Raw genomic sequence first — 20536 nt, forward strand, 5'->3', positions numbered from 1 at the left:
TTGGAGCAGTGGTGGGATCACCACAACCGCAACTGCTGTCCAGCCACGTAGGTCACCAGGGCGCAGGCCACGGAAAGATTGAGGCTGCGAACACCTCCCTGGCCTGCGTCATCAGCAGCTCCAGGCATGGGGATCGTGAGGATGCTGTCGCAGGCTTCGCGAACCGGTTCCGGTAGCCCCGTGTCTTCCCGGCCAAACAGCAGAACATCTCCACGTTGAAACGTGAACGAGGAGAGCGATGAACCACCACGACGACTGCAGCCGATCAACCTCTGCTCAGGACGAAGCTCAGCTTGGAACTCGGCAAAGTTCGAAGCGATGGAAAGCTGAACGTGGGGCCAGTAATCAAGTCCGGCACGACGAACGCTCCGATCGTCCACCTTGAAGCCGAGGGGTTCAATCAGGGTCAACGGCACCCTGAAGGCCGCCGAGGTGCGGGCGATGTTGCCGGTGTTCGGAGGGATCTGAGGTTCGAACAGGGCAATCCGCAGGGGGGCGATCTCAGTCATGGCACTACCTGGCCAAGGGCATGAAGATCAAGTGCACGACCCTGGAGAACGAGCCAGGCAGCGTCAGCAACGGGGTCAAGTGCCTGCGCGAGGGTTCCGAGACGATCACGGAACAAGCCTCCGATTCGTGTTGGGGGAACGACGCCCCAGCCTGTCTCTTCGATCACCAGAACAAACGTGCAGTGCGATGCCCTGATCGAGGCAATCAGCTGTTCACAGAGCTGATCCCACTCCTGGGCAGTGAGGTCCAGGTGGTGGGCAACAAAGCCACCGAGGGCATCAATCAGAACAGATTGCCCGGGAGCCAGGCCATTGATCACGCTCACCAGCTCTGCCCCACATTCAGAAACGCTCCAATGGTCGGGCCGCCGCTGCCGGTGGGCCTCCAAACGCTTTTGCCAATCACGGTCATCCGGCCTGGCGGCCGCCGTGGCGATGTAGGTGACAACAGGGTGGTGTTTCAACAGGTGCTCAGCCCAGCGGCTCTTGCCACTGCGGGTTGGCCCACTCACCAGGATCAGCCGGCTGGTCTGGCCGGCAACGGGGGGCTCCACTGAGGAAGAGAGGTCAACCACTGCCATTCATTCCCTTCAGCGTCGCGACGGAAGACGGAGACACACGGTTGAGGTATCTGAAAATCCAATACTTGAAGATCGTCGCCAACACCACCGGGAATGTCGCGATGAAGAGGTTGACGAAACTTTGGCTGGAGGGAAGGCCGAAATGCTCGGCTATCCCTTCCAGCAAGACCGACCAACCTTCCGGGCTGTGATAACCCACGAAAATGTCGGTGAACAGGATGATGGCGAAGGCCTTGGCGGAATCACTCAGCCCGTAAACCGCCTCATCAACAAATCCACGCAGAACACGCAGTTCATCGCGGCTCAGAAAACACACCACGGCGAAAGCGATCAGGCCCGCCAGATCCGCAAACACATTCTTGATCGCCTTGAGACTTTCCTCATCGGCATCGTGCTTGAGCTCAGTCGCCTTTTCGGTGAGCTTGTCGCGCAGCGCACCATCATCAAGGGGCTGCGCGCCCTTGAGGAAGGCATCGAATTCCAGTTCTTGCTTGTAGAGCCGAAGTTTTTCAGCCGCCTTCTCTTCCAGCTGAGGCTTCGGGTAGCTCAGGAAAGGGAGTTCGGGGGAAAACTGATTCACCGCAGGCGAGATCAGATAGGTGCCAGCAATCTGCTGGACAAGCAAGGGAACCAGAACGAGAAGAAGCAGAATCCTCAGGGAAATCAGCGTGCTGTCCCGTCGGCGTCGATACCCCGCCACGACGCTGTCTTCCGTTGAGGGATCCAACTGGAGGCGAATGCTGTCGAAGACACCCAGAAGCGATCGGGGGAGGGCATCCGGTGAGCGGCTGATCGACGGCGAACTGCTGGATCGTCGCGATCCATAGCGGCTCACGACGGATTCAATCAGTTGAAGTTGACGCAACTCCTGGGAATCCAGTTGGCCCCGTTGTTTCGAAAGAGTTGCTGCTGTATTGCGGCAGATGGCCAGCGCGGTTTTGAAGCGGCGAAGAATCGTGGCCTGAACAGAGCGCGGCACGGAGAGCTTGAGCTCCGGCCGAATCTGCCGGTCGCCGTAGTACTCCAACTCCAGGCTTTGGATGAGCAGAGCCGCCTCGTAGCCACGCTCAAGATCACTGGAGAGCTCGATCGCTTGGCTGTTGCTGAACAGGTTGATCCAGTTACGGCGGCTCATTGCAGTCGGCTCAACGCAGTCGGGTCATCAGCGCGAGAACACCCACCAGGTGGCCATCGGAATGATGGTTCCAAGCACCAACAGGATGACCACCCACTTGGTGGCATCGCTTTCAGCGGTTTCCGCCTTGGTGGGAATGTTGGTGGGCAGGGTGACCCGTTCGATCTCCTGCGGAGGGCCGGGATCCTCGCCACCCGAGAGAACGGTTGAAAGTCGGGTGAGTCCATCAACGGATGCCTGGCGATAACGATCGCCCTCCCGCAGGGGCACAGTCATCGTTGTACGGGCAGTGCTCTTCAGCAGGCTGGGCGGAAGCTGTGCCTCAAGCTCCTGATTGGCCACCACGGCGGAACGCTTGTTCGAGGCTTCGATCAACATCAGCAGCAAGGGATTGCCGCTGGGTGAGCTCCACGTCTCGAGGAGTTCCTCACCGAAGCTGTTCAAGGTGATGCCGTAATCCAAACGCCGAAGCGTGATCAGGCGGGCATCGACACGTTGATCTTCAAAGCTGCGTAATTTCGTTTCCAATTCACCACGGCTGGCGCGGCTGAACACATCGGCATCGTCGATCACCAATGCATCCGGCAGGCTTTCACCCAAGGCAGCAGGTGAGATCGCCAGACTGGCTGGGGCCCAGAGGAGAAGACAGACCCCGAAACTGAGCAGGCTGGCCAACAGGCGTCGGGCGGAACGGGGCATCCCTTCAAGCGTCATGACTGCCTCAGTCTGCCGTTAGCTGTCCAGCATGTCGCGGTTCAAAGCTGCAATTGCCTCAACAACCATGCGGGCTTCGTTGTCGGGCAGAGTCATCTGACGGGTGAGCTGGTCGAGGAGATCGGTTTCCTCCGCTGTGATCTTGCGGTCGGCATGCACCAGATGCGCTGCCACAGCCAGGGCGGACTGCTGCTGAATTCGATTGAGCTGAGGCAAGGCGGACGTGATCAAGCCCTGAACGCCCTGCTCCCGCAACAGCAACAGCAGGCGGTCAAACAATTCACCCATGGCCGCTTCAGAGCTGTCGCTGTAGAGCGATCGGTTCTCCAGCTGACGGCGCAGGGCATGGGCCTCATCCCGCCCCAACCTTCCATCACAGGCAATAGCGGCAAGGGCAACAGCAGCAAAAGCCTCGGGAGTCGTCATGGCAGAGACGCACATGTCCGTATTTGAGCAGGATGATTGCGTTCTGACAGCACCCTCTGTTGATGCCAGGTCCCGCCCGAGCTGTTCTGATCTGTGCGCTTCTGTTGCTGGGTCTGACCGTGACCAATGCAGGGGTAGCGCAGACCGTGACACCGGAATTTCAACGGGCCGAAGTTCTGGCGGGGATGGCAGCGGTGGGCCTGATGCTGGTGGCTGTGCTGTGGACACGGGCGAACCCCAAGTCAGCAGAGAAAGTTCCGTTGCAGGGGGAACAGGGACTTTTGATGGCGGATCAGTTCAGCGAAAACCAACAACAGGAGCTGGCCTGGGGCAGCCACATGCTGTTGACGGCGACGCCAGCTGCATCTGTGCTCGTGTTCTGGCGCCATCAGGTGGTGCTGCGTCGGGGCCTGATCAGTCAGGAGGCTTTCGAGCCAGGAGCGATCACCCAACGGGCCATGGAGCGTGAGCAAACCATTTCCTTGGTCAACACAACGCTCTTTCCAGGGCGAGCGGAATTCGACGCAATGCTGCCGTCACTACCCGCCATCGTTGTTTGCCCCATGGGAAACGAGGGGGCCGTGATCGTGGGTGGGTGGTCGACCCGTTGTTTCACCCGCTCCGATGAACGGTGGATTGAGGGCTGGACCCAGCGGCTCAGAACGACACTTGCGGCCGGCGAGGCTTCTCCTGTGCCGCCGGACTCAGCTTGATTGTCGATTCAACCCTCGCTCCGGCTTGGCCGAAGCGGATCGCACCATCATCCGAAATCTTGGCCTCCATGCGCGAAGCCCGCGTGATCTGCTCCGGTTCGGTCCGCTGCAGAACCACATCGCCATCAGCGACAACCCGTTCACTCCGCCAGTTCCAAGCGCAGCGTTGGGCCGTCAATGTTTCCAACGTCTGCTCAACGCGACATGAATTGGAAATGATCACGGTGCCAGTGCGCTGATCAAGCTTGAACCCCCTGCCCTGCACCTTGCTGTTTTTCAACTCAGCCTGAATGGGTTGATCGGATTGAAGTTGCTCCGCAGAAAACAGCCAACGCGTTCGGCCGGCAGTGATCCGACCGCGGTCGCTTTCCAGCACCAGCGTGACCGGTTGTTGTAGGTCGAGGTAACCCTGGCGGGTGTTGCCATCCAGTCCTGAAGCACTGAGCGTGCGGCCATCGCTGCGGATGGCCAGCACAGGGCCAGGCGCCTGCAACAAACCACTCTTCAGATTCCAGGTGCCGTTACCACCTTTCACCACCGTGGAAGCAGAACTGCTTTCATCAACACGGTTGAGCTGGGTTGGGCCCTTGAACTCCAGTACCTCGGTGTCCTGCTGGAACACCAGCTCGCGTGAACGAATTTGCGTCTCACCATCATTGGCCTTGGGACGTTGATTGATGACCATCCGCGACTGCGATGGCGTCCAAATCAGATTGTCTCCCTCAATCGTCAGCCCCCGTTGGTTCAACTGCCGCAGCTGGACCGATCCTTCAAGAACGACGAGCTCACCATCCCGCAACACCGTGGCGAGATCGGCGGTGATCCTGAAGTGCGGTTGATTATTCCGATAGAGAACGCCCTCGGGTCGTCGTGCACGGATGGTTCGACTGCTCAGGTCGTAACGCGCCTCGGGGCTGGTGAGATCCCAGCCACGGTTGCCATCGTCGGCCCGCTGGCTCAAATCCAGCGACCGGAAGACAAAGGACGGCGTGGGTTCAAGCGCAATCGGTCGCCGCGTTGTGCAACCGGTGAGCCATGCACTCGCCACAAGGGCTGCTGCCAGACCACAACGTGACCAGCGACCCAGCATGCTTTGTTCAGAGCGGTTCATCCAGTTCCAACCGCTGCATCACCGGTGTTGGCTTCGGCAGCACGGAACCGCTGCACAGCCTGCCCCAATTCAGCTGTTTCGACCAGTTGTCTTGATCCAGGCTTTCCCCAAGTTGAGACAGGATCCGCTCGCTGAGGTCGGGCAAGAGCGGGGCAAGCAGGAGTCCAACGATGCGGGTGGTTTCCAGCACAGCAAACAAATCCTCGGCCACGCTCTGCTCTTGACCGGGCTCCTTCATGCGACTCCAGGGAGCCGTGTCATTGAGATGACCGTTCGCGGCAATGGCCAACTGAAGGATCGACTCGGACGCGGTCTTGAACGCGAGCTGGGGCATCGCCTCCATCACCGTGCTGACGGTTTCCGCAGCCTTGAGGGCAAGGGGATGGTCAGCACTTGAGGCTGCTCCTGCCGGAGGAACGCCGTCATCGAACCATTTGCGCGCCATCGACGAGGTGCGATTCAGCAGGTTGCCGATGGTGTTGGCCAGATCGTTGTTGACCAGATCAACAAAGCGTTGCTGTTGGAAATCGCCGTCGTCTCCGAATTGGATGTCGCGCAGGAGGTACCAACGAACGGCATCACTGCCGCATCGCTCCAGCAACAGTTCGGGGTCCAGCACATTGCCGAGGGATTTGCCCATCTTCTGGCCCTCACGGGTGAGGAAGCCATGGCCGAACACCTTTTGCGGCACCGGCAGTCCTGCAGACATGCACATGGCAGGCCAGAACACAGCATGGAAGCGAAGGATGTCCTTGCCGATCACGTGCACGGAGGCGGGCCAACCGCAGGAGGCGAGCCGATCGAGCGATACCGCTTCTCCATCATCAAGCAGCGCTGTGAGATAACCCAGCAGGGCATCAAACCAGACGTAGAAGGTGTGGCCTGGATGGTCGGGGACCGGAAGTCCCCAGGACACATTCACCCGCGAAATGGAGAAGTCGCGCAGACCTTGAGCGACGAAGTTGCGCACTTCCTGTCGTCGGCTGGCAGGGGCGATGAAGTCATCGCGCGCCACCAACTCCTCAATGGCGGATTGATAGCGGGAGAGCCGAAAGAACAGGTTCTCCTCATCGCGCCACTCGAGAGGCTTGCGGTGGATCGAACAGGAGGGCGACTCCGCTTCGGCCGGATCATCCTTGTATTCCTCGCAATCGACGCAGTACCAGCCGGTCTGCTTGCCGACAACGATGTCGCCGGATGCCTTGACCCGTTCGTAGAACTGTTCCACCAATTCCAGGTGGCGCGGGTTGGTGGTGCGCACAAAGCGATCGTCAGAAATCCCCCACTGCTTCCAGAGATCGCGGTACCGGCTGCTGACCTTGTCGCAGTGGTCCTGGGGGCTCAGCTGCTGACGTTCTGCCGTGCGCTGAATCTTCTGGCCGTGCTCATCAACACCGGTCACGAAGGTCACCTTCTCCAGCTGCAGCCGCTCAAAGCGAGCCAAGGCATCACAGGCCAGGGTCGTGTAAGTGCTGCCCAGATGGGGACGATCGTTGACGTAATAGAGCGGAGTCGTAAGGGTGTAAGGCATCAGAAAAGTTCGAACTCCGCTGCACCGCAGCGACGACAGACTCTAACGAGCATGCCCATCTCGCTCCACGCGAAACAGCCCTCCTCATGACGCACCGCGACGTGGTGGTCTGGGGTGGTGGCTGCGGCGGCGTTGCTGCTGCGCTGCAGAGCGCAAGATCAGGAGCAGACACGACACTGCTCACCCCTGGCCCCTGGCTGGGGGGCATGGTGAGTTCAGCAGGAGTCTGTGCCCCGGATGGCCATGAACTCACCTGTTGGCAAACCGGGATCTGGGGCGCCTTTCTGCGGCAGTTGGAGTTGGAGGAGCCGAGCGGGCTCGACCACAACTGGGTGAGTTGTTTCGGATACAGGCCGCAAACAGCCGAACGGATCCTGCAACGCTGGGTGGCGGCTGAGCCCAGGCTGGACTGGCGTCCCCACTGCAGGCTGGAACAGGTTCACGGCAAGCAGGGTCGCCTCCAGTCTGTGGAGATCCACAGCGCCAATGGCGTCGAAAGCTTTTCCGCCGACGTGTTTGTGGATGGCAGCGATCTGGGTGATCTGCTTGCCCTGTCGTCCGCCCCCTTCCGCTGGGGGTGGGAAGCGAAGGAGATCTGGGATGAACCCAGCGCCCCCGAGCAGTCCCGGCTTGAGAGCGACGCATTCTTTCAAGAGCAACCGATTCAGTCACCCACCTGGGTGGTGATGGGCCAATTGCATGGGGAACTCGCTCCGCGCCATGCCGCAGCGATCCCGCGGATTCCGTTCGATCGGAGCACCGCCAGCTTCGGCCTCGAGAAAACCATCACCTATGGCCGTCTGCCCAGCGGCCTGGTCATGCTGAATTGGCCCCTGGAGGGCAACGACTGGCACAACGGCCTCGATCGAGCCCTCAGTGCTGATGGCGAGGTTCGGGCGGGGCTGGCCCAGGAGATGCAACGGCACAGTAAGGATTTCCTGGCGGCCCTGGAGGAATGCAGCGGTGGTTGGATCTCTGCCGGCAACGCCTTCCCGGGAGCCGATCCCAGCCTGGCGTTGATGCCGTACTGGCGAGAAAGTCGGCGACTGATGGGTCGCACAACGGTCACGGAACGCGACCTCTTGCCGATCTCCACACAAGCCATGCGGGGACCGCTCCCCATTGATGCCCAGGGACGCTGCACCAGCATCGCTGTGGGCACCTATGCCAATGACCATCACTACCCCGGCGACGACTGGCCCCTCGCCCCGAAAAGTGTTCGTTGGGGAGGACGTTGGAGCGGTACGCCCTTCTGCATCCCCTTCGATGCCCTGATCACAGACTCAATCTCCAACCTTGTGATGGCCGAGAAAGGCTTCAGCGTCAGCCACATGGCCAATGGGGCCACGCGCCTGCAGCCTTTGATCCTCAATCTGGGCCAGGTGGCGGGTCTGGCGGCGGCCATGGCCGTTCGCCAGGGCTGTGACCTTGCTGATCTGCAGGTTGAGGCCATCCAGTCAGCCCTGATCCATGAGCCGCAGGCCCCTGCAGCAGTCCTCCCGATCTTGGACTGGCCGCTCTGGCATCCGCACTGGGTCAAGGCACAGGAGCAGGGCTTGGCTCAGGCTGAGCACCTGGACGCCATGGGTCGCCTTTCAGGGCCACGGGTCAGCATGCTGCTTCCCCCTGGCGTGAACCAGGCGCCCAGTCAGCCCCATGAGGTTGGTCTCAGTGGCGTGCTTACCGGCAACCTCCATGAGGGCTACCAATTGGAAACCGCTGAAAGGATCTGGCCTCTGATCACCCTGGAACCGGCAATCCATCGCTGGCTATCCGACGAGGATCATTCGGGCCGAACCCTGAACCTCCGCGGCATTGAGAATCCCTGGGGACCCTGGGTGCGGATCACCGAGGTCCTGGATCAAGCCAACTGAAGCTGCAGCTCACCGCGTACCGGGTCAGCACGCCCCACCCTGAGTTCAAGAGCATCACCAGGAGCAGGGTCTGCTGCAGACACACAACCGACCAGATCCATAGCCAGCTCGCTCACATGAACCAGGGCCAAGCGATCCTGCGGGCGCAGCCAGCGCAGGAACACGGCCGACCAAACGGTGTTCTGATGCTCGGCGAACCACACCTGCTGCCAGTGGCGCTGATCCTCACGGCTGATCTGAATGGATTGGCGCAATGGATCATCGAGGTCATCGATCACTTCCCGCAGACGCTCTTCATCCATCGGTGCAAGCGCCGAGAGCTGGGCAATGATCTGCCGGTGGGCGACGAGATCGGCGTAGCGTCGGATCGGTGAGGTTGCCTGCACATAGGCCTCAAGCCCGAGGCTGAAATGGGGCATGGCTCGCGTGCCCTGCACGCCTCGGCTCAAGCAGCGCTTGATCGCCGCATCACGGGCTGGTCCCTCGGGGATTCGATCGAGTTCATCGCTGGAGGGCAGCTCCGCCGCAGGCTGACTGCGGAAGGGCAACGGCAGGCTGTGCTCTTGACCAAAGCCGGCCACAACAGCTCCCATCAGCAGCATCGCTTCACTCACCATCAGGCGGGAGGGTGAAGGGTCAATCACCTGCAGCGCCAAGGCTCCATCGCTGCGGCGGAAGCGTCCTTCAGGCCGGTCAAACATCACGGCTCCTTTGGAACGGCGCCAGCGCATGCGCAACATCAGGAGTCCTGAGAGATCCGAGAGGGCTTCATCCCCTGGGGGTGCCAACTCGATCAGCTCATCACCATCGGTGTAGGTGAGGCCATAGCGGGGTCGGATCCAGCTGCGCGCAACCCGTTGCTCCGCCACAGCACCATCCTCATCGAGGCGAACGGCCACACTGAGGGCTGCACAGCGCTGTCCAGCCCGAAGACTGAGGGGACCGGCCGCCAGCTCCAGAGGCAGCATGGGCATTACACCCTCCGCCAGATACAAACTGGTGGCTCGACGTCTGGCTTCCTGATCAAGGGGGGAGTCAATGTCGATCAGACGGCTGGGATCAGCGATGTGGATCCAGATCCAATCGACGCCATCACGACGCTCCAGCGAGAGCGCGTCATCAATTTCTCGAGTGCCCGCATCGTCCAGGCTGTAGGTGGCCAGGTGAGTGAGGTCGATGCGTTGCTCATCCCCAGGTCGCTCTTCATTCGAAAGAGCAACAAGACGATTCGCTTCCTCCACCAGATCAGAGGGAAAACAGCGGGACCAGACGCTGCCCCTCAGGCCAATGGGCTCATTGGGATCGAGCAACCCACGCACGATCAACCACTGCCGAAGATCGGCGGCATCTGATCCAATCGACAACGCTGCCGACCACTGCTGGAGATCCAGGTCGGAACCCACCGCAGCGGGATTGTCTTTCAGCAACTGAATCCAGTGGCTGAAGCGCTCGTCCCAAACCGGGTCCAGCTCCAGGCGTTCATCGTCGCTGAGGCCTCGCTCAGCCCGAAGCAACGCGAGCTGTCGTTGTTCATGCTGATGCGCCTGCCGCTCAGCTCGGCGTTGGCGCCGCAGGCTGGCCCTCTCTTCGCGGGAGAGTGGCTGGATCAAACGGTCACGACGCCAGCGGAACAACTGTTGGTTTCCATGCAGCCAGGCCCACAGCGCTGCCAGACCAGCGAGGTTGAGCGGGGTCAACACCAACTCGCCCAGCTCGCAGAGGCTCAGCCGAGCCAATCCCCCCGGTTGATCCGTTTCCAACAGCTGCCAGGCCTCCACAACGGCCCGCGCTGATGGAGCGCTGTCCTGCACCTGCTCAGGGGCAGGTAGTTCACTGCCATCGAACAGATGCTCGGGATCGATGGCAATCAGATCGCGCAGGGGCAGGCCCTGGTCACGACGTTGACCACCAAAAGAAAGAACCGCCTTGCTGCCCTTGATGGACAGAAGACGGCCGAAGAGAGGAGAACCCTTGAGAACAACCGCGACGGTGTCTCCGGGTTGGATTGAATTGTTCAACGCCCGAGGATCAACCTTCGGGGTTCACAAACGGCAGAAGGGCAACGATGCGGGCACGCTTGACGGCGTTGGTGAGATCGCGCTGCTGCTTGGCGGTGAGGCCGGTGAGGCGACGGGGAAGAATCTTGCCGCGTTCGGTGATGAACTTCTTGAGAAGATCCACATCCTTGTAATCGATGGGATCACCGGGCTTGATCGGAGAAAGACGCTTCTTGAAGAAGGAGCTGGACATGACTCAGGAACGGATGGAGGAAAGACGGACCTGCAAGGTCACTTGATCTCCTTATGGAGCGTGGACTTGTTGCAGTGGGGACAGAACTTTTTGATCTCCAGCCGTTCGGTGGTGTTCCGGCGGTTCTTTTCCGTCGTGTAGCGAGACACGCCGGGTGAACGCTTGGCGGGATTGGACCGGCATTCGGTGCACTCGAGAGTGATCACGATCCGGACGCCCTTGTTCTTGGCCATAAAGGACGTTGCGCCGCAGGTGCGAAGCGAATTGACAAACATCGAGCTTACTCCCTGACCCGACAGGTTCAGAGCAGCTCCCCCAGAGGGGACTTCCTAAGATCGCGCGCTGTCTGGCTTAGATCCGATGCGGGTATCCATCTCCTGGCTGAAGCAGCTGGTCCAGGTGAATGAGTCCGTGGACGATCTCTCCGAGCGCCTCTCGATGGCGGGCTTTGAGGTGGACGACGTTGATGACCTCAGCGCCCGGGCCCAGGGCGTGGTGGTTGGCCATGTGCTGGAACGGGAGAAACACCCCAATGCCGACAAGCTCAGCGTCTGCACGGTGGATGTGGGAGCTCAGGCCCCCATCCAGATCGTGTGTGGTGCCAGCAATGTGCGTGCCGGGATCCATGTTCCGGTGGCCATGGTCGGTGCCACCCTCCCCGCCGTTGGCTTGACGATCAAAGCCGGTGAATTGCGGGGTGTGGCCAGCAACGGAATGATCTGCTCCCTGACGGAGCTGGGCCTGACGGAGCAGTCCGACGGCATCGCCATCCTGGATGAGCTTGGGGAGTCGCTGCCGGGCAACGGGACGCCCGTGGCGCCCCTGCTGGGTCTCGACGACACCGTTCTGGAGCTGGCCATCACCGCCAATCGCCCCGACGGCCTCTCGATGGTGGGTATTGCACGCGAGGTGGCAGCCCTGACCGGTGGCAGTTTGAGCCTGCCCGAGCTGGATCTGGATCCCAGCACCACTGCGCTGAACGCAGAACTGGATGGCTGCTTCTACTCGATCACCAGGATCGAGGGTGTGGACGGCTCCAAGCCCTCACCCACCTGGTTGCGGCAGCGCCTTGAGCGTGGTGGCGTGAACAGCGTCAATGCGGTGGTTGACGTCACCAATCTGGTGATGCTGGAGCAGGGGCAGCCCCTCCACGCCTTTGATGCCGATGCGCTGGAACGACTGACCGGGCAACCGGTAGACGCCAAGAGTTTTGCCGTCCGTTCCGCTCGCGATGGGGAAATCTTCGTGGGTCTGGATGATCAGAAGCGAAACCTCGACAGCCGTGTGCAGGTCGTCACCTGCCATGACCGGCCTGTCGCCGTTGCTGGTGTGATGGGGAGTCTCGAGAGTGGGGTGACTGCCGGTACCCGGAACATCTGGCTTGAATCCGCTCTGTTTGCTCCGCCGCGGGTTCGTCAGTCGGCCCGGGCCCTGGGGCTGCGCACGGATGCCAGCAGCCGTTTCGAAAAAGGGTTGCCTGTGGAAATGACCCTGCCCTGTTCGGCCCGTGCCTCGGCCTTGTTGAGTCAGGAGTTTTCCTGCTCTGAGAGCGGCCGTTGGGTGGGCGGTAACGGTCCTGCAGAAGCGGAACCGGTGCTGTTGAGGCGCAGTGCCCTCCATCAACTGCTTGGCCCCCTTGATGCTGCCGATGGCCCGGAGGATCTCGATGACACCAGCATCGAAAACTGCCTGACAGCCCTCGGTTGCCAGCTCTCAGCCCATGAGCAGGGATGGCAGGTGATTGCACCGCCCTCAAGACGGCAAGACCTTCAGCGTGAAGTTGATCTGATCGAGGAGGTGGCTCGTCTTGTGGGCTTCGATCGGTTTGAGGCTCACCTGCCGGATCCGCTGGAGCCCGGTGCCCTCACCCCGCGCCAGCAGGCGGAACGGCGCCTGCGGCAGCTGTTCTGTTCCACAGGGTTGCAGGAGGTCACCACTCTGTCTCTCGTCCCGGCTTCGGAGCAGGAACAGCGCATCGCCATCAGCAATCCGTTGTTGGCCGACACAAGCCATCTGCGCACGAACCTCTGGGAAGAGCACCTGCAGATCTGTGTTCGCAATCTGAAGGCATCACAGCGCGGTTGCTCTGTTTTCGAGATCGGCAACACCTACAGCGGTTCACCGGAAGCCGTCAGCCAGACCGCCATTCTTGGTGGCGTGATCTGCGGAGATCGACGCCTCTCCACCTGGGCCACCAGCGGCAAGCCGCAGGCGCCCGACTATTTCCAGGCCCGTGGCGTTCTCACCCGGGTGATGGAGGCCTTGCAGCTGGAGCTGTCTGACCGTCGCCTCACCGACGACGCACGACTGCATCCGGGTCGTGCCGCCACCCTGGTGTTGGAGGGACGCCCCTTGGGTTGTTTCGGTCAGCTTCACCCAGCCATGGCTGAGGAGCTGGATCTCCCAGAAGCCACGTACCTGTTTGAACTGGATCTGACACGACTGGTGGATGCTGCAACCCGCAGCAACCGTTGGACGCCGGCCTTCAAGCCCTACCCAACCGTGCCGTTCAGCGAGCGGGATCTTGCCGTCATCGTCGACCGATCCAGTGCAGCTGCTGATCTGATCCAAGCCATCCGCAAGGCGGGCAAACCCCTTCTGGAGCAGGTGGAACTTGTGGATCGCTTTGAGGGCGAACAGCTGGGCGACAACAAAGTGAGCCAGGCCTTCCGTCTGCGCTACCGCGGCAAGAACGAAACCCTCACCGACGACAAAATTCAGCCTGTTCACGACAAGGTGCGTGCCGCTTTGAGCAAGCAGTTTCAGGCTGAGCTCAGGAGCTGACCCGTTTCAGCAGCGCCAACGATTCGAGGTGTGTTGTCTGGGGGAAGAAGTCCACGGGCTGGAGCATCTCCAGCTCGTAGGGGCCTGATGGGGCGAGCAGTGCTTTGAGATCCCGAGCTTGCGTGGCAGGGTCACAGCTGAGGTAAGCCAGCACGGCAGGTGGCCGCTCAAGGATGCTGTCCACCACGCGTCGATCGAGCCCCCTGCGCGGGGGATCCAACACCAGCGCCTGACAGTCGTCCAGCTGAGCAGCGAGAAGGTCGGCAACATCGCCGGCATCAAAGGCACAGCGGGAGGAAAGGCCGTTGTGCATGGCATTCAGCCGGGCCTGCTCCACCGAGTCGAGGTTGAGTTCCAGACCTTGAACATCAAAACCGGCCTTGGCCAGGGGCAGGGCAATGGTTCCGACGCCGCAATAGGCGTCGACCACCCGTGCGCCGGCGCACTGAGTCAAAAGCCAGTCTGTGAGGCGCTGAACGATCCGTTCCGCCTGCGGCGTATTCACCTGAGCAAAGGTGGTGCTGCTGAGGGCGAGCTTGATTCCGCAGAACTGTTCCTCAATGGTGGGAACACCGGCGAGGCAATGGGTGGTGCGACCGAGCACCAGGTTGTTGGCCTTGGGTTGAAGGTTGAGGCAGACCCCTTTCACCGCGGGCCAACGCTCCACCCAGCTCTGTGCGAGGGCCTCAAGGCCTCGAAGCTGAGCATGGCTGCTGATCAGCGTGATCAACACGTCTCCGGTGGCACTGGCCAGACGAAGCCCGAGGTGGCGCAGCCCCTGGGCTTGAAGCAGGTCATGGTCGGCCGGCCACCCCCCTGCATCCAGGTCCTGCTTGAGAGGTTCCACCAACGCGTCCAGGCGTGGATCGAGCACCGGGCAGTGATTCAGGTTGACGATCTTGTGGGTCTTCGGTCGGAAGTAGCCGGCCTTCAAGCGTCCGTTCTGGTCTCGCTTCAGCGGGATCAAGGCCCTGTTGCGGTAACCGAAGCAGCGTTCCGCATCAACAAGCGTGGGCTCAGGGGCAACGTCAATTCCCCCGATGCGCTGCATGGTCTGTTGAATCTGCTGGGCTTTCCAACGGGTTTGGGCGGGGTCATCCAGGCGTTGGAGGGTGCAACCACCGCAGTCATCGGCAAGGATGCAGGGAGGGCGGCGCCGATCTGCGGAGAACGTGATCTGATCCACCCGACGGCTCAACCAGCGCGCCTTCTGGCGTTGCTGCAGCTGTACCGTGGCGCGCTCCCCCGGCAAGAGATCAGGAACGACGATCACCCAGTTGTTCCAACGGGCCAGACCCTTGCCGTCGCGATCTAGGTCAACAGCCTCGAGCTCGATTGTGAGCCCGGGCCGCGGTTCACTGCTGTTCGGGCTGTCGACTTTGGTCATGCTCTCGATTCCCTGCCATTGCAATGGCGTAACACCCGGGCGGTGATGGGTCAGGTGAACGGGTCGAGACCACTAAACTCCACGAAGCCTGCCCAGTTCCATGAGCGTTGTCCGGGATCTCATCCTCCAGGCCGATGACGATCTGCGGTATCCCACCAGCGGAGAACTCCGCACCATGGTGGATTTCCTCGACCAAGGCGCCATGCGCGTTTCTGTGGTCAAGGTTCTGACCGAGAACGAAAAAAAGATCGTCGACGAATCCGCCAAGCAATTGTTTGGTCGCAAACCTGAGTACGTCGCCCCTGGCGGCAATGCCTACGGTCAGCGCCAGCGGGCCCAGTGCCTTCGCGACTACAGCTGGTACCTCCGTTTGATCACCTACGGAGTTCTGGCCGGCAGCACCGAAATGATCCAGGAGATCGGTCTGGTGGGTGCTCGCGAGATGTACAACAGCCTTGGAGTTCCGATGCCCGGAATGGTTGAAGCCATGAAGTGCATGAAGGAAGCGTCCCTGTCGTTGTTGTCGGAACAGCAGGTGAAGCTCACGTCTCCTTATTTCGACTTCTTGATTCAGGGCATGCAGACGTCCACCTGATTCAACGTTGAACGTTTCCAAAAGAGCCGGGCCCTCGAGCCCGGTTTTTATTGTCAATTTGTCTTGATTGAGACCGCTTTCTGGACCTGAAATGCGTCTTGAGTGAGATCAATGGGGTAGAGATTAGTTTTCTGTTTTCCTGCCAGCCATCCGTTGAAGCTGTGCTGGCCTGCTCTTGCTGATTCGGTCGCCTGACTGAGAGCGTCAGGCCTCTGCCTGGTCCATAGGTCGAGATTCTTGGGCAGCCGACCGGCGAAGCCTCGAGATGTCACTTCGTCGCGGATGAGACATTGATCGAGACTCATATCAAGTCCAGATTGAGCGACTTGGCTCGCGCCTCTGGCCTCAAGATGAACGAGAGGCCTGTGATTGGAGTCGTGAAGCGATTCCCGAATGAACAGCCGGAAACTGGTCTGGATTCGAGGTTGCGAGGCTCAAAAAGGTGAGGCTCTTATTGCGTACCTGTGTCTACAGCAGGTACGCAGGTCTAAAAACCCACGTTTTCAAGGGTTTTGCCGGTCACAGGCCACCCCTGGACTGGCCGTGGACTACAGGTAAAGCTATCAAGACAAGGGTTTTTGTGGAAGGAAGGGCGCTGCGACAATCTCGACTGCACGGCATATAAAAACCACCATTTTTTTAATCTTGTGAATTAGCGCTCGTTGCAGATAAGACTCTTATTGGGTCCTGAAGCGTGTCGCAGCCAAGACCTGAGATTCTATTGATCAGACTGCGAACGGATGATCGGATTGGACCATGGCGGCGCGATGGATTGAACGTCGGTTTGAACGGCTGATCTGGAAATTTCGGCTGATCAGCATCGTTCCGGTGGTACTGAGCTTGCTCGGAAGCGTTGGCTGCTTCGTCATTGGAGCGATTGAGGTCTTTAACGCTTTCCTTGTGATCATGCGCCTGCCCTTCACGGCCAAGAGCGTTGCGGCCAAAACCATCGCCCAGATGGTGGGAGGGGTTGATTACTTCGTGATCGGCATCGCCCTGCTGATCTTTGGCTATGGCATCTACGAGCTGGTGATTTCAGACCTTGATCCACGCCTGGAGGGTGGCAAAGAGCAGCACACCAACATTCTCTCGGTGAACAGCCTCCAAAGCCTGAAGAACAATCTGTCCAATGTGATTGTTGTGGGCCTGATTGTTGCGGCGTTCAAAAAGACCATCGGCTTCGAGGTGAACAACGCCACTGATCTATTGGCGCTGTGTGGCTCCGTGGCCATGTTGGCCCTCAGTGCTTGGTTGATTGTTCGAAGCCACGGAGCTGGCCATGATTGACAGCGCAGCCGTCTCAACCAAGACATGCACTTGGACTCGTCTTGCGTCTCAGCAGAGACAAGCGGTCAACGGTTTCTGTACAGCTCACGCAGCAGCCGATAGGCCTCATTGAGTCGGCGCATTGCATCGGTGGAACCACCCGCATCAGGATGTTCTTCAAGCGCCCGTTGCTTGTAAGCCTCCCGAATGGAGCTGAGAGTGACCGAAGTTCCTGCCTGGGTTGATAAACCCAACAGCTTGAGAGCCCCATGCACCGTCATGGTCGACTCAAGGGTTTCGAAGGAGGTGACCTGTCTGCTGCGGCGGAAACGGTTCACAAAGCGGCGGATCAGGGTCGGCATCCGTTCCGCCAATGAAGACGTGGCAAAGGGGTCCTCAAGAGCGCCAGCCACGACCATCACCCGACCAAGCGATGGGTCGCTTGACTCCCAGCTGGCACAGAGCGTCTCAACGGCTGCATTCGCAGCCGACCAGGTGAATGGACGCCCATCACTGGCATCGGTGCTGGACCAGACGTCTCGGGCCAGCCAGGTCATGGCTGCTTCAATCACTGTTGGGCCCGGTGGTTGGCCGTAGAGGGACCTCCAGTGTTCTTCTGCGGCAGCACTGGCCTCTCTTAGATCGGTGAGGTCCACCGTTGAGACAAGGGGGTCGTTCTGAGGGGAATCGCGTTGCTGCGGAGAGCGAAGCGTCGCTTTCAGCTGACTGGTGCGCTTGCTGACGAATCCCGGCAGGTCGATGCCTGAGGAGCCACCTCCCGAAGGAAGCCCAGAGGCCGAGGTTGGAGCGTCTTTACCCCCTTGCTGTTGGTTCCCCGTTGAGATCAGAACGAGACTGGTGACCTCATCGGGCCCAGTGGCGACCGCTGGTTCAGCATCGTCCTTGAGAGGATCGACCTCAGGATCCGATGCTGCATCCCCAGGGTCGAGCAGATCCTGGAGGAGCATTTCGAGCACCCGGCCCCGGGAACGGGCTCCGTATTCACCCTTGAGCTGGTCAATCAACGCGACCATGGGCTCTGACATCTCCACAGAGATGCGTTGACGTTTTGAGTCCTCGCCGCTCAAAAGTTCAATCCACCTTTGGGCAGGTTATCGACCCTGAAGCTGGAGCAACCACTGCTGCTGAGATCGAATCACATCGCCGTAAACGGGTCGGGCGACAGGCACCACAGCAGGAATCACAGGAGCCGGCCTCACAGATGCTGACCTCGAAGCTGCAGGGTTCACAACAACAGGCTTGGCTTCAGGAGAAGGAGGAGCGGTCTTCGGCCCCACCATGCGGGATTTACTGTCCGCGATCTTGACCTGGGCGTCCCGCTGTTGTTGCTTGCGGCGATGAAGCACGGCCAGCTGCTGAACGGGAACCACACTGAGGAGATGGCCTGGGGTGGCATCAGCCGGATAAACCAAGCTCACCTTCACCGCCTTGCGCGTTCCAGGGACCAGGTTGAGATCAGCCAGGGCCAGGCTCTCCCCTGAGCGCATGCCCACGTGAACCTCTTGAAGTGTTCGGTCCTGACGAATCTGCAGCGATCCACGGAAGGCTGTGAACGTCTTCTTGCCCGACACAACTGGATGACTGAGCACCAGTTGATGGGGCCCTGCACCAGCAACATTGAGGGTCACGTCGTAGCGAACCCCATAGGTGCCGACGTTGTTCAGAGCGGAATCAACCATCCGTGTGGTCAACGGATTGACCTGAACATCGCTGGTGCCGAAGTGATGCCGCTTCGTGCTGGTCAGGGGCACGTGGAGTGGACCCTGGTTGAGGTCATGGCTGATCTCAGCTTTGTAGGCATCGCCCAGGGCAACGCCGGCCACCCGTGAGAAAACACGACCCAGCTGGATCTCGCGAATTCGGTTGAGATAAATCCTTCCCGGTGCCAGTCGCCCCGACTGCAGCACTGCGAACAGATCGGCATCCTGTGCTGATTGCTCGGTGGCAACGACAGCCATCGTGAAAGGACCATTGCTGCGGCCCCTCAGCAGCCCGTTGGCAATGCCACGGGCAGGGAGCACCGTGCGCACCACAACCCTCTGCCCTCCTGCCGGAATCACGACCTGTTCGGGTAATTTCCGGTCCAGTTCACCGCGCAGCAGTTGAACGGCGGTGGCATCGCCAGGTCCTGTGTTCCAAGGACGCTTCCCGAGGGGTTTGACCCCCATCAAGCGATTCGGGTGATAGGGCGCTTCAAAACTGTTTTTGACGGAGCCTCGATCGAACTTCAGTGTGATCGGGCTTGACCCGGGATTCGTCGCGATCAGAGCAAGGGTCATCAAGCCCCTTGCTCGACGCCCCCCAACTTGGCTTGGTCTTGGGGGTAATACTTGTGGTGCATATGAACGCCGAACTCACCGTTGAAGGTGTGGGCAGCGTTGCGGAGCGGCTGGTTCGACTCGGCAGCGATGGCAGTTCCTGCAGCCGTGTTCACCAGGATTCCGGGCCCGGTGACAATTTCCGGTTGATTGGAATGAAGAACCGGAACGTTGTTGAAGGTGCCGTTGAGAGGTCGTGCCTTTTGGCCTGCCATCAGGGCGACGTAGGCCTCAGCGCTGCGCTGAGGTACGCACTCCAAACCCGCAAGCGAGACGCAGGCAAAGACCAATGTCGGGATTCGCCTGAGACTCATGCGGCTTGCTGTTGTGGTGTGCGGAACGACGTCGACACCACGAAGTGGATGCTCTTAATTCACACCGTAGTTCCACCTTCTGAGACAGCCAAGTAATTGGTGTGTCACACCACGCTTGAAAATCGGTCAGCATGCATTGAGCGTCGACGCTGACATGCTTCCTCCGTTTTTCTGCAGCCCCAGCACCGATCACACGAGCCTGCGTCGCCAGCATCAGGAACGGAAACTTTCGATGCTGCGGTTCTGGCGTGATGGTGCTGAGCGGCAGCTGGCGGCGCTCAATGCCGCCATCAAAACCCTTCAGGAACAGATGGATCGCGACGCTCAGGCTTCCGGCTGAGCAGCGTTCAACTTCTTCGCGATGGTGTTGAGTCCGCGTTTCACGCGCCTCTGAACTGTCATCGCTGAAACGCCAACCAGTTGCGCTGTCTGCCTCAGACTCATCCCATCAATGACGACCATCTGCAGGGCACATTGGTCGTCTTTCCCAAGGTTGCGGAAGAGCTTGTTCACCCTGCTCCAGGTCTCCGAGCGTTCGACCAGATCCATTGCTTGCGCCGTGTCGTCGAGAAGTTCGTCGTTGAATTCCACCCAGTGCTGCTTGCTGCGGTAGTGGTCAACCATGAGCGCATCGGCTGGGCTCAAAGCAGAGCCCTCCGAACTGCGGGCCATCTGCATGGCCCGTTCTTCAACGGCCCTGGGGAGTCGTATCAATCCGACTCTGTCGCGAAGGAAGTGGAGAATGGCTCCCCGGATGTGCGGCTTGGCGAAGCTTGGAAAGGGAGCTCCCCGCTGGGCGTCGTAGCGGTTGTAGGCCTTGATCAGGCCAAGACATCCCACTTGCAGTAGATCGTCGCTTTCTAGGCCTGTCTGTTGGGCGTAATGACGGGCAATTGGTCGAACCAGATGCAGGTTGTCCTGAATTTGACGGTTCCGACGCTTGAGGCAGGTCTTGTCCAATGGATGGTTGTGAGTTGCATCTCCAGCCTTGGCAGAGAGAAGCAAGT

Annotated in this window: 19 protein-coding genes and 1 pseudogene; 6 read left to right on the forward strand and 14 right to left on the reverse strand. The window is 60.1% G+C overall.

Translation table 11 applies throughout. The features are described from left to right. Positions 1-17: 17 nt before the first annotated feature. The 5 genes from SynA1544_RS06940 to SynA1544_RS06960 are packed head-to-tail and all read right to left on the reverse strand — an operon-like array spanning position 18 to position 3380. Positions 18-509 (reverse strand): tRNA (cytidine(34)-2'-O)-methyltransferase, encoded by a 492-nt coding sequence (locus SynA1544_RS06940; RefSeq protein WP_186515330.1) that lies wholly within the window; start codon positions 507-509, stop codon positions 18-20. Next, positions 506-1090 carry a bifunctional adenosylcobinamide kinase/adenosylcobinamide-phosphate guanylyltransferase gene (gene cobU, locus SynA1544_RS06945; protein ID WP_186515331.1) on the reverse strand — a complete coding sequence of 195 codons (585 nt, stop codon included), beginning with the start codon at positions 1088-1090 and terminating at the stop codon, positions 506-508. Before cobU ends, SynA1544_RS06940 begins: the two co-directional genes overlap by 4 nt. After that, a complete protein-coding gene (pxcA, locus tag SynA1544_RS06950; protein ID WP_186515332.1) occupies positions 1077-2225 on the reverse strand; it encodes a proton extrusion protein PcxA in 1149 nt (382 codons plus the stop codon). The genes cobU and pxcA overlap by 14 nt, the downstream gene beginning before the upstream one ends. A 27-nt stretch (positions 2226-2252) precedes the next feature. Beyond that, the gene (psb32, locus tag SynA1544_RS06955) at positions 2253-2924 is read right to left on the reverse strand and encodes a photosystem II repair protein Psb32 (RefSeq protein WP_186515333.1); all 672 of its coding nucleotides are present in this window, start codon (positions 2922-2924) and stop codon (positions 2253-2255) included. A gap of 33 nt (positions 2925-2957) precedes the next feature. Continuing rightward, on the reverse strand, positions 2958-3380 hold the full coding sequence (locus tag SynA1544_RS06960) for a tellurite resistance TerB family protein (protein WP_255477764.1): 423 nt from the start codon (positions 3378-3380) through the stop codon (positions 2958-2960). Between the two features lie 47 nt (positions 3381-3427). On the opposite strand from SynA1544_RS06960, the gene SynA1544_RS06965 reads away from it, so the two are divergent. Continuing rightward, a complete protein-coding gene (locus SynA1544_RS06965) occupies positions 3428-4078 on the forward strand; it encodes a cofactor assembly of complex C subunit B (RefSeq protein WP_186515334.1) in 651 nt (216 codons plus the stop codon). On the opposite strand, the gene lptC is transcribed toward SynA1544_RS06965, so the two are convergent. Both lptC and metG read right to left on the reverse strand, forming a co-directional pair. Next, positions 4023-5189: an LPS export ABC transporter periplasmic protein LptC gene (gene lptC, locus SynA1544_RS06970; RefSeq protein WP_255477765.1), complete on the reverse strand. Its 1167-nt coding sequence runs from the start codon at positions 5187-5189 to the stop codon at positions 4023-4025. The two genes, SynA1544_RS06965 and lptC, sit on opposite strands and share 56 nt — an antisense overlap. Continuing rightward, positions 5176-6720 (reverse strand): methionine--tRNA ligase, encoded by a 1545-nt coding sequence (metG, locus tag SynA1544_RS06975; protein ID WP_186515335.1) that lies wholly within the window; start codon positions 6718-6720, stop codon positions 5176-5178. Before metG ends, lptC begins: the two co-directional genes overlap by 14 nt. 86 nt (positions 6721-6806) lie before the next feature. Here metG and SynA1544_RS06980 point away from each other — a divergent pair, with 86 nt between their 5' ends. Then, positions 6807-8594, forward strand: coding sequence for an FAD-dependent oxidoreductase (locus tag SynA1544_RS06980; protein ID WP_186515336.1), 1788 nt, complete (start codon positions 6807-6809; stop codon positions 8592-8594). Here the strand turns inward: SynA1544_RS06980 and SynA1544_RS06985 are convergent. Genes SynA1544_RS06985 through rpmG form a run of 3 tightly spaced genes read right to left on the reverse strand, consistent with a single transcriptional unit; the run spans position 8582 to position 11077 of the window. Next, a complete protein-coding gene (locus SynA1544_RS06985; protein WP_186515337.1) occupies positions 8582-10612 on the reverse strand; it encodes a ribonuclease catalytic domain-containing protein in 2031 nt (676 codons plus the stop codon). The two genes, SynA1544_RS06980 and SynA1544_RS06985, sit on opposite strands and share 13 nt — an antisense overlap. Positions 10613-10622: 10 nt before the next feature. Beyond that, the gene (gene rpsR / locus SynA1544_RS06990) at positions 10623-10844 is read right to left on the reverse strand and encodes a 30S ribosomal protein S18 (protein WP_006041316.1); all 222 of its coding nucleotides are present in this window, start codon (positions 10842-10844) and stop codon (positions 10623-10625) included. 38 nt (positions 10845-10882) lie between these two features. Next, positions 10883-11077: a 50S ribosomal protein L33 gene (rpmG, locus tag SynA1544_RS06995; protein WP_006851071.1), complete on the reverse strand. Its 195-nt coding sequence runs from the start codon at positions 11075-11077 to the stop codon at positions 10883-10885. Between the two features lie 127 nt (positions 11078-11204). Between rpmG and pheT the strand changes: the two genes are divergently transcribed. After that, a complete protein-coding gene (gene pheT, locus SynA1544_RS07000; protein WP_186515338.1) occupies positions 11205-13628 on the forward strand; it encodes a phenylalanine--tRNA ligase subunit beta in 2424 nt (807 codons plus the stop codon). Here pheT and rlmD read toward each other — a convergent pair. Continuing rightward, the gene (rlmD, locus tag SynA1544_RS07005; protein ID WP_186515339.1) at positions 13618-15015 is read right to left on the reverse strand and encodes a 23S rRNA (uracil(1939)-C(5))-methyltransferase RlmD; all 1398 of its coding nucleotides are present in this window, start codon (positions 15013-15015) and stop codon (positions 13618-13620) included. The two genes, pheT and rlmD, sit on opposite strands and share 11 nt — an antisense overlap. Before the next feature lie 100 nt (positions 15016-15115). Here rlmD and SynA1544_RS07010 point away from each other — a divergent pair, with 100 nt between their 5' ends. After that, positions 15116-15610 (forward strand): allophycocyanin subunit alpha-B, encoded by a 495-nt coding sequence (locus tag SynA1544_RS07010; protein WP_114989152.1) that lies wholly within the window; start codon positions 15116-15118, stop codon positions 15608-15610. 756 nt (positions 15611-16366) lie between these two features. Beyond that, complete coding sequence (locus SynA1544_RS07015; RefSeq protein ID WP_255477766.1) at positions 16367-16897, forward strand: YqhA family protein; 531 nt, start codon at positions 16367-16369, stop codon at positions 16895-16897. Positions 16898-16962: 65 nt separating this feature from the next. Here the strand turns inward: SynA1544_RS07015 and SynA1544_RS07020 are convergent, their stop codons facing one another. Both SynA1544_RS07020 and SynA1544_RS07025 read right to left on the reverse strand, forming a co-directional pair. Beyond that, positions 16963-17910, reverse strand: coding sequence for a molecular chaperone DnaJ (locus SynA1544_RS07020; protein ID WP_186515340.1), 948 nt, complete (start codon positions 17908-17910; stop codon positions 16963-16965). A 78-nt stretch (positions 17911-17988) separates the two neighbouring features. Beyond that, a pseudogene (locus SynA1544_RS07025) lies at positions 17989-19529 on the reverse strand (DUF3370 family protein). Between the two features lie 154 nt (positions 19530-19683). Between SynA1544_RS07025 and SynA1544_RS07030 the strand changes: the two are divergent. Then, positions 19684-19869: a hypothetical protein gene (locus tag SynA1544_RS07030; protein ID WP_186515341.1), complete on the forward strand. Its 186-nt coding sequence runs from the start codon at positions 19684-19686 to the stop codon at positions 19867-19869. On the opposite strand, the gene SynA1544_RS07035 is transcribed toward SynA1544_RS07030, so the two are convergent. Next, a complete protein-coding gene (locus SynA1544_RS07035) occupies positions 19854-20534 on the reverse strand; it encodes a sigma-70 family RNA polymerase sigma factor (protein ID WP_186515342.1) in 681 nt (226 codons plus the stop codon). The two genes, SynA1544_RS07030 and SynA1544_RS07035, sit on opposite strands and share 16 nt — an antisense overlap. Positions 20535-20536: the final 2 nt, after the last annotated feature.

It is taken from the genome of Synechococcus sp. A15-44, from assembly GCF_014280115.1.
Classification (GTDB): domain Bacteria; phylum Cyanobacteriota; class Cyanobacteriia; order PCC-6307; family Cyanobiaceae; genus Parasynechococcus.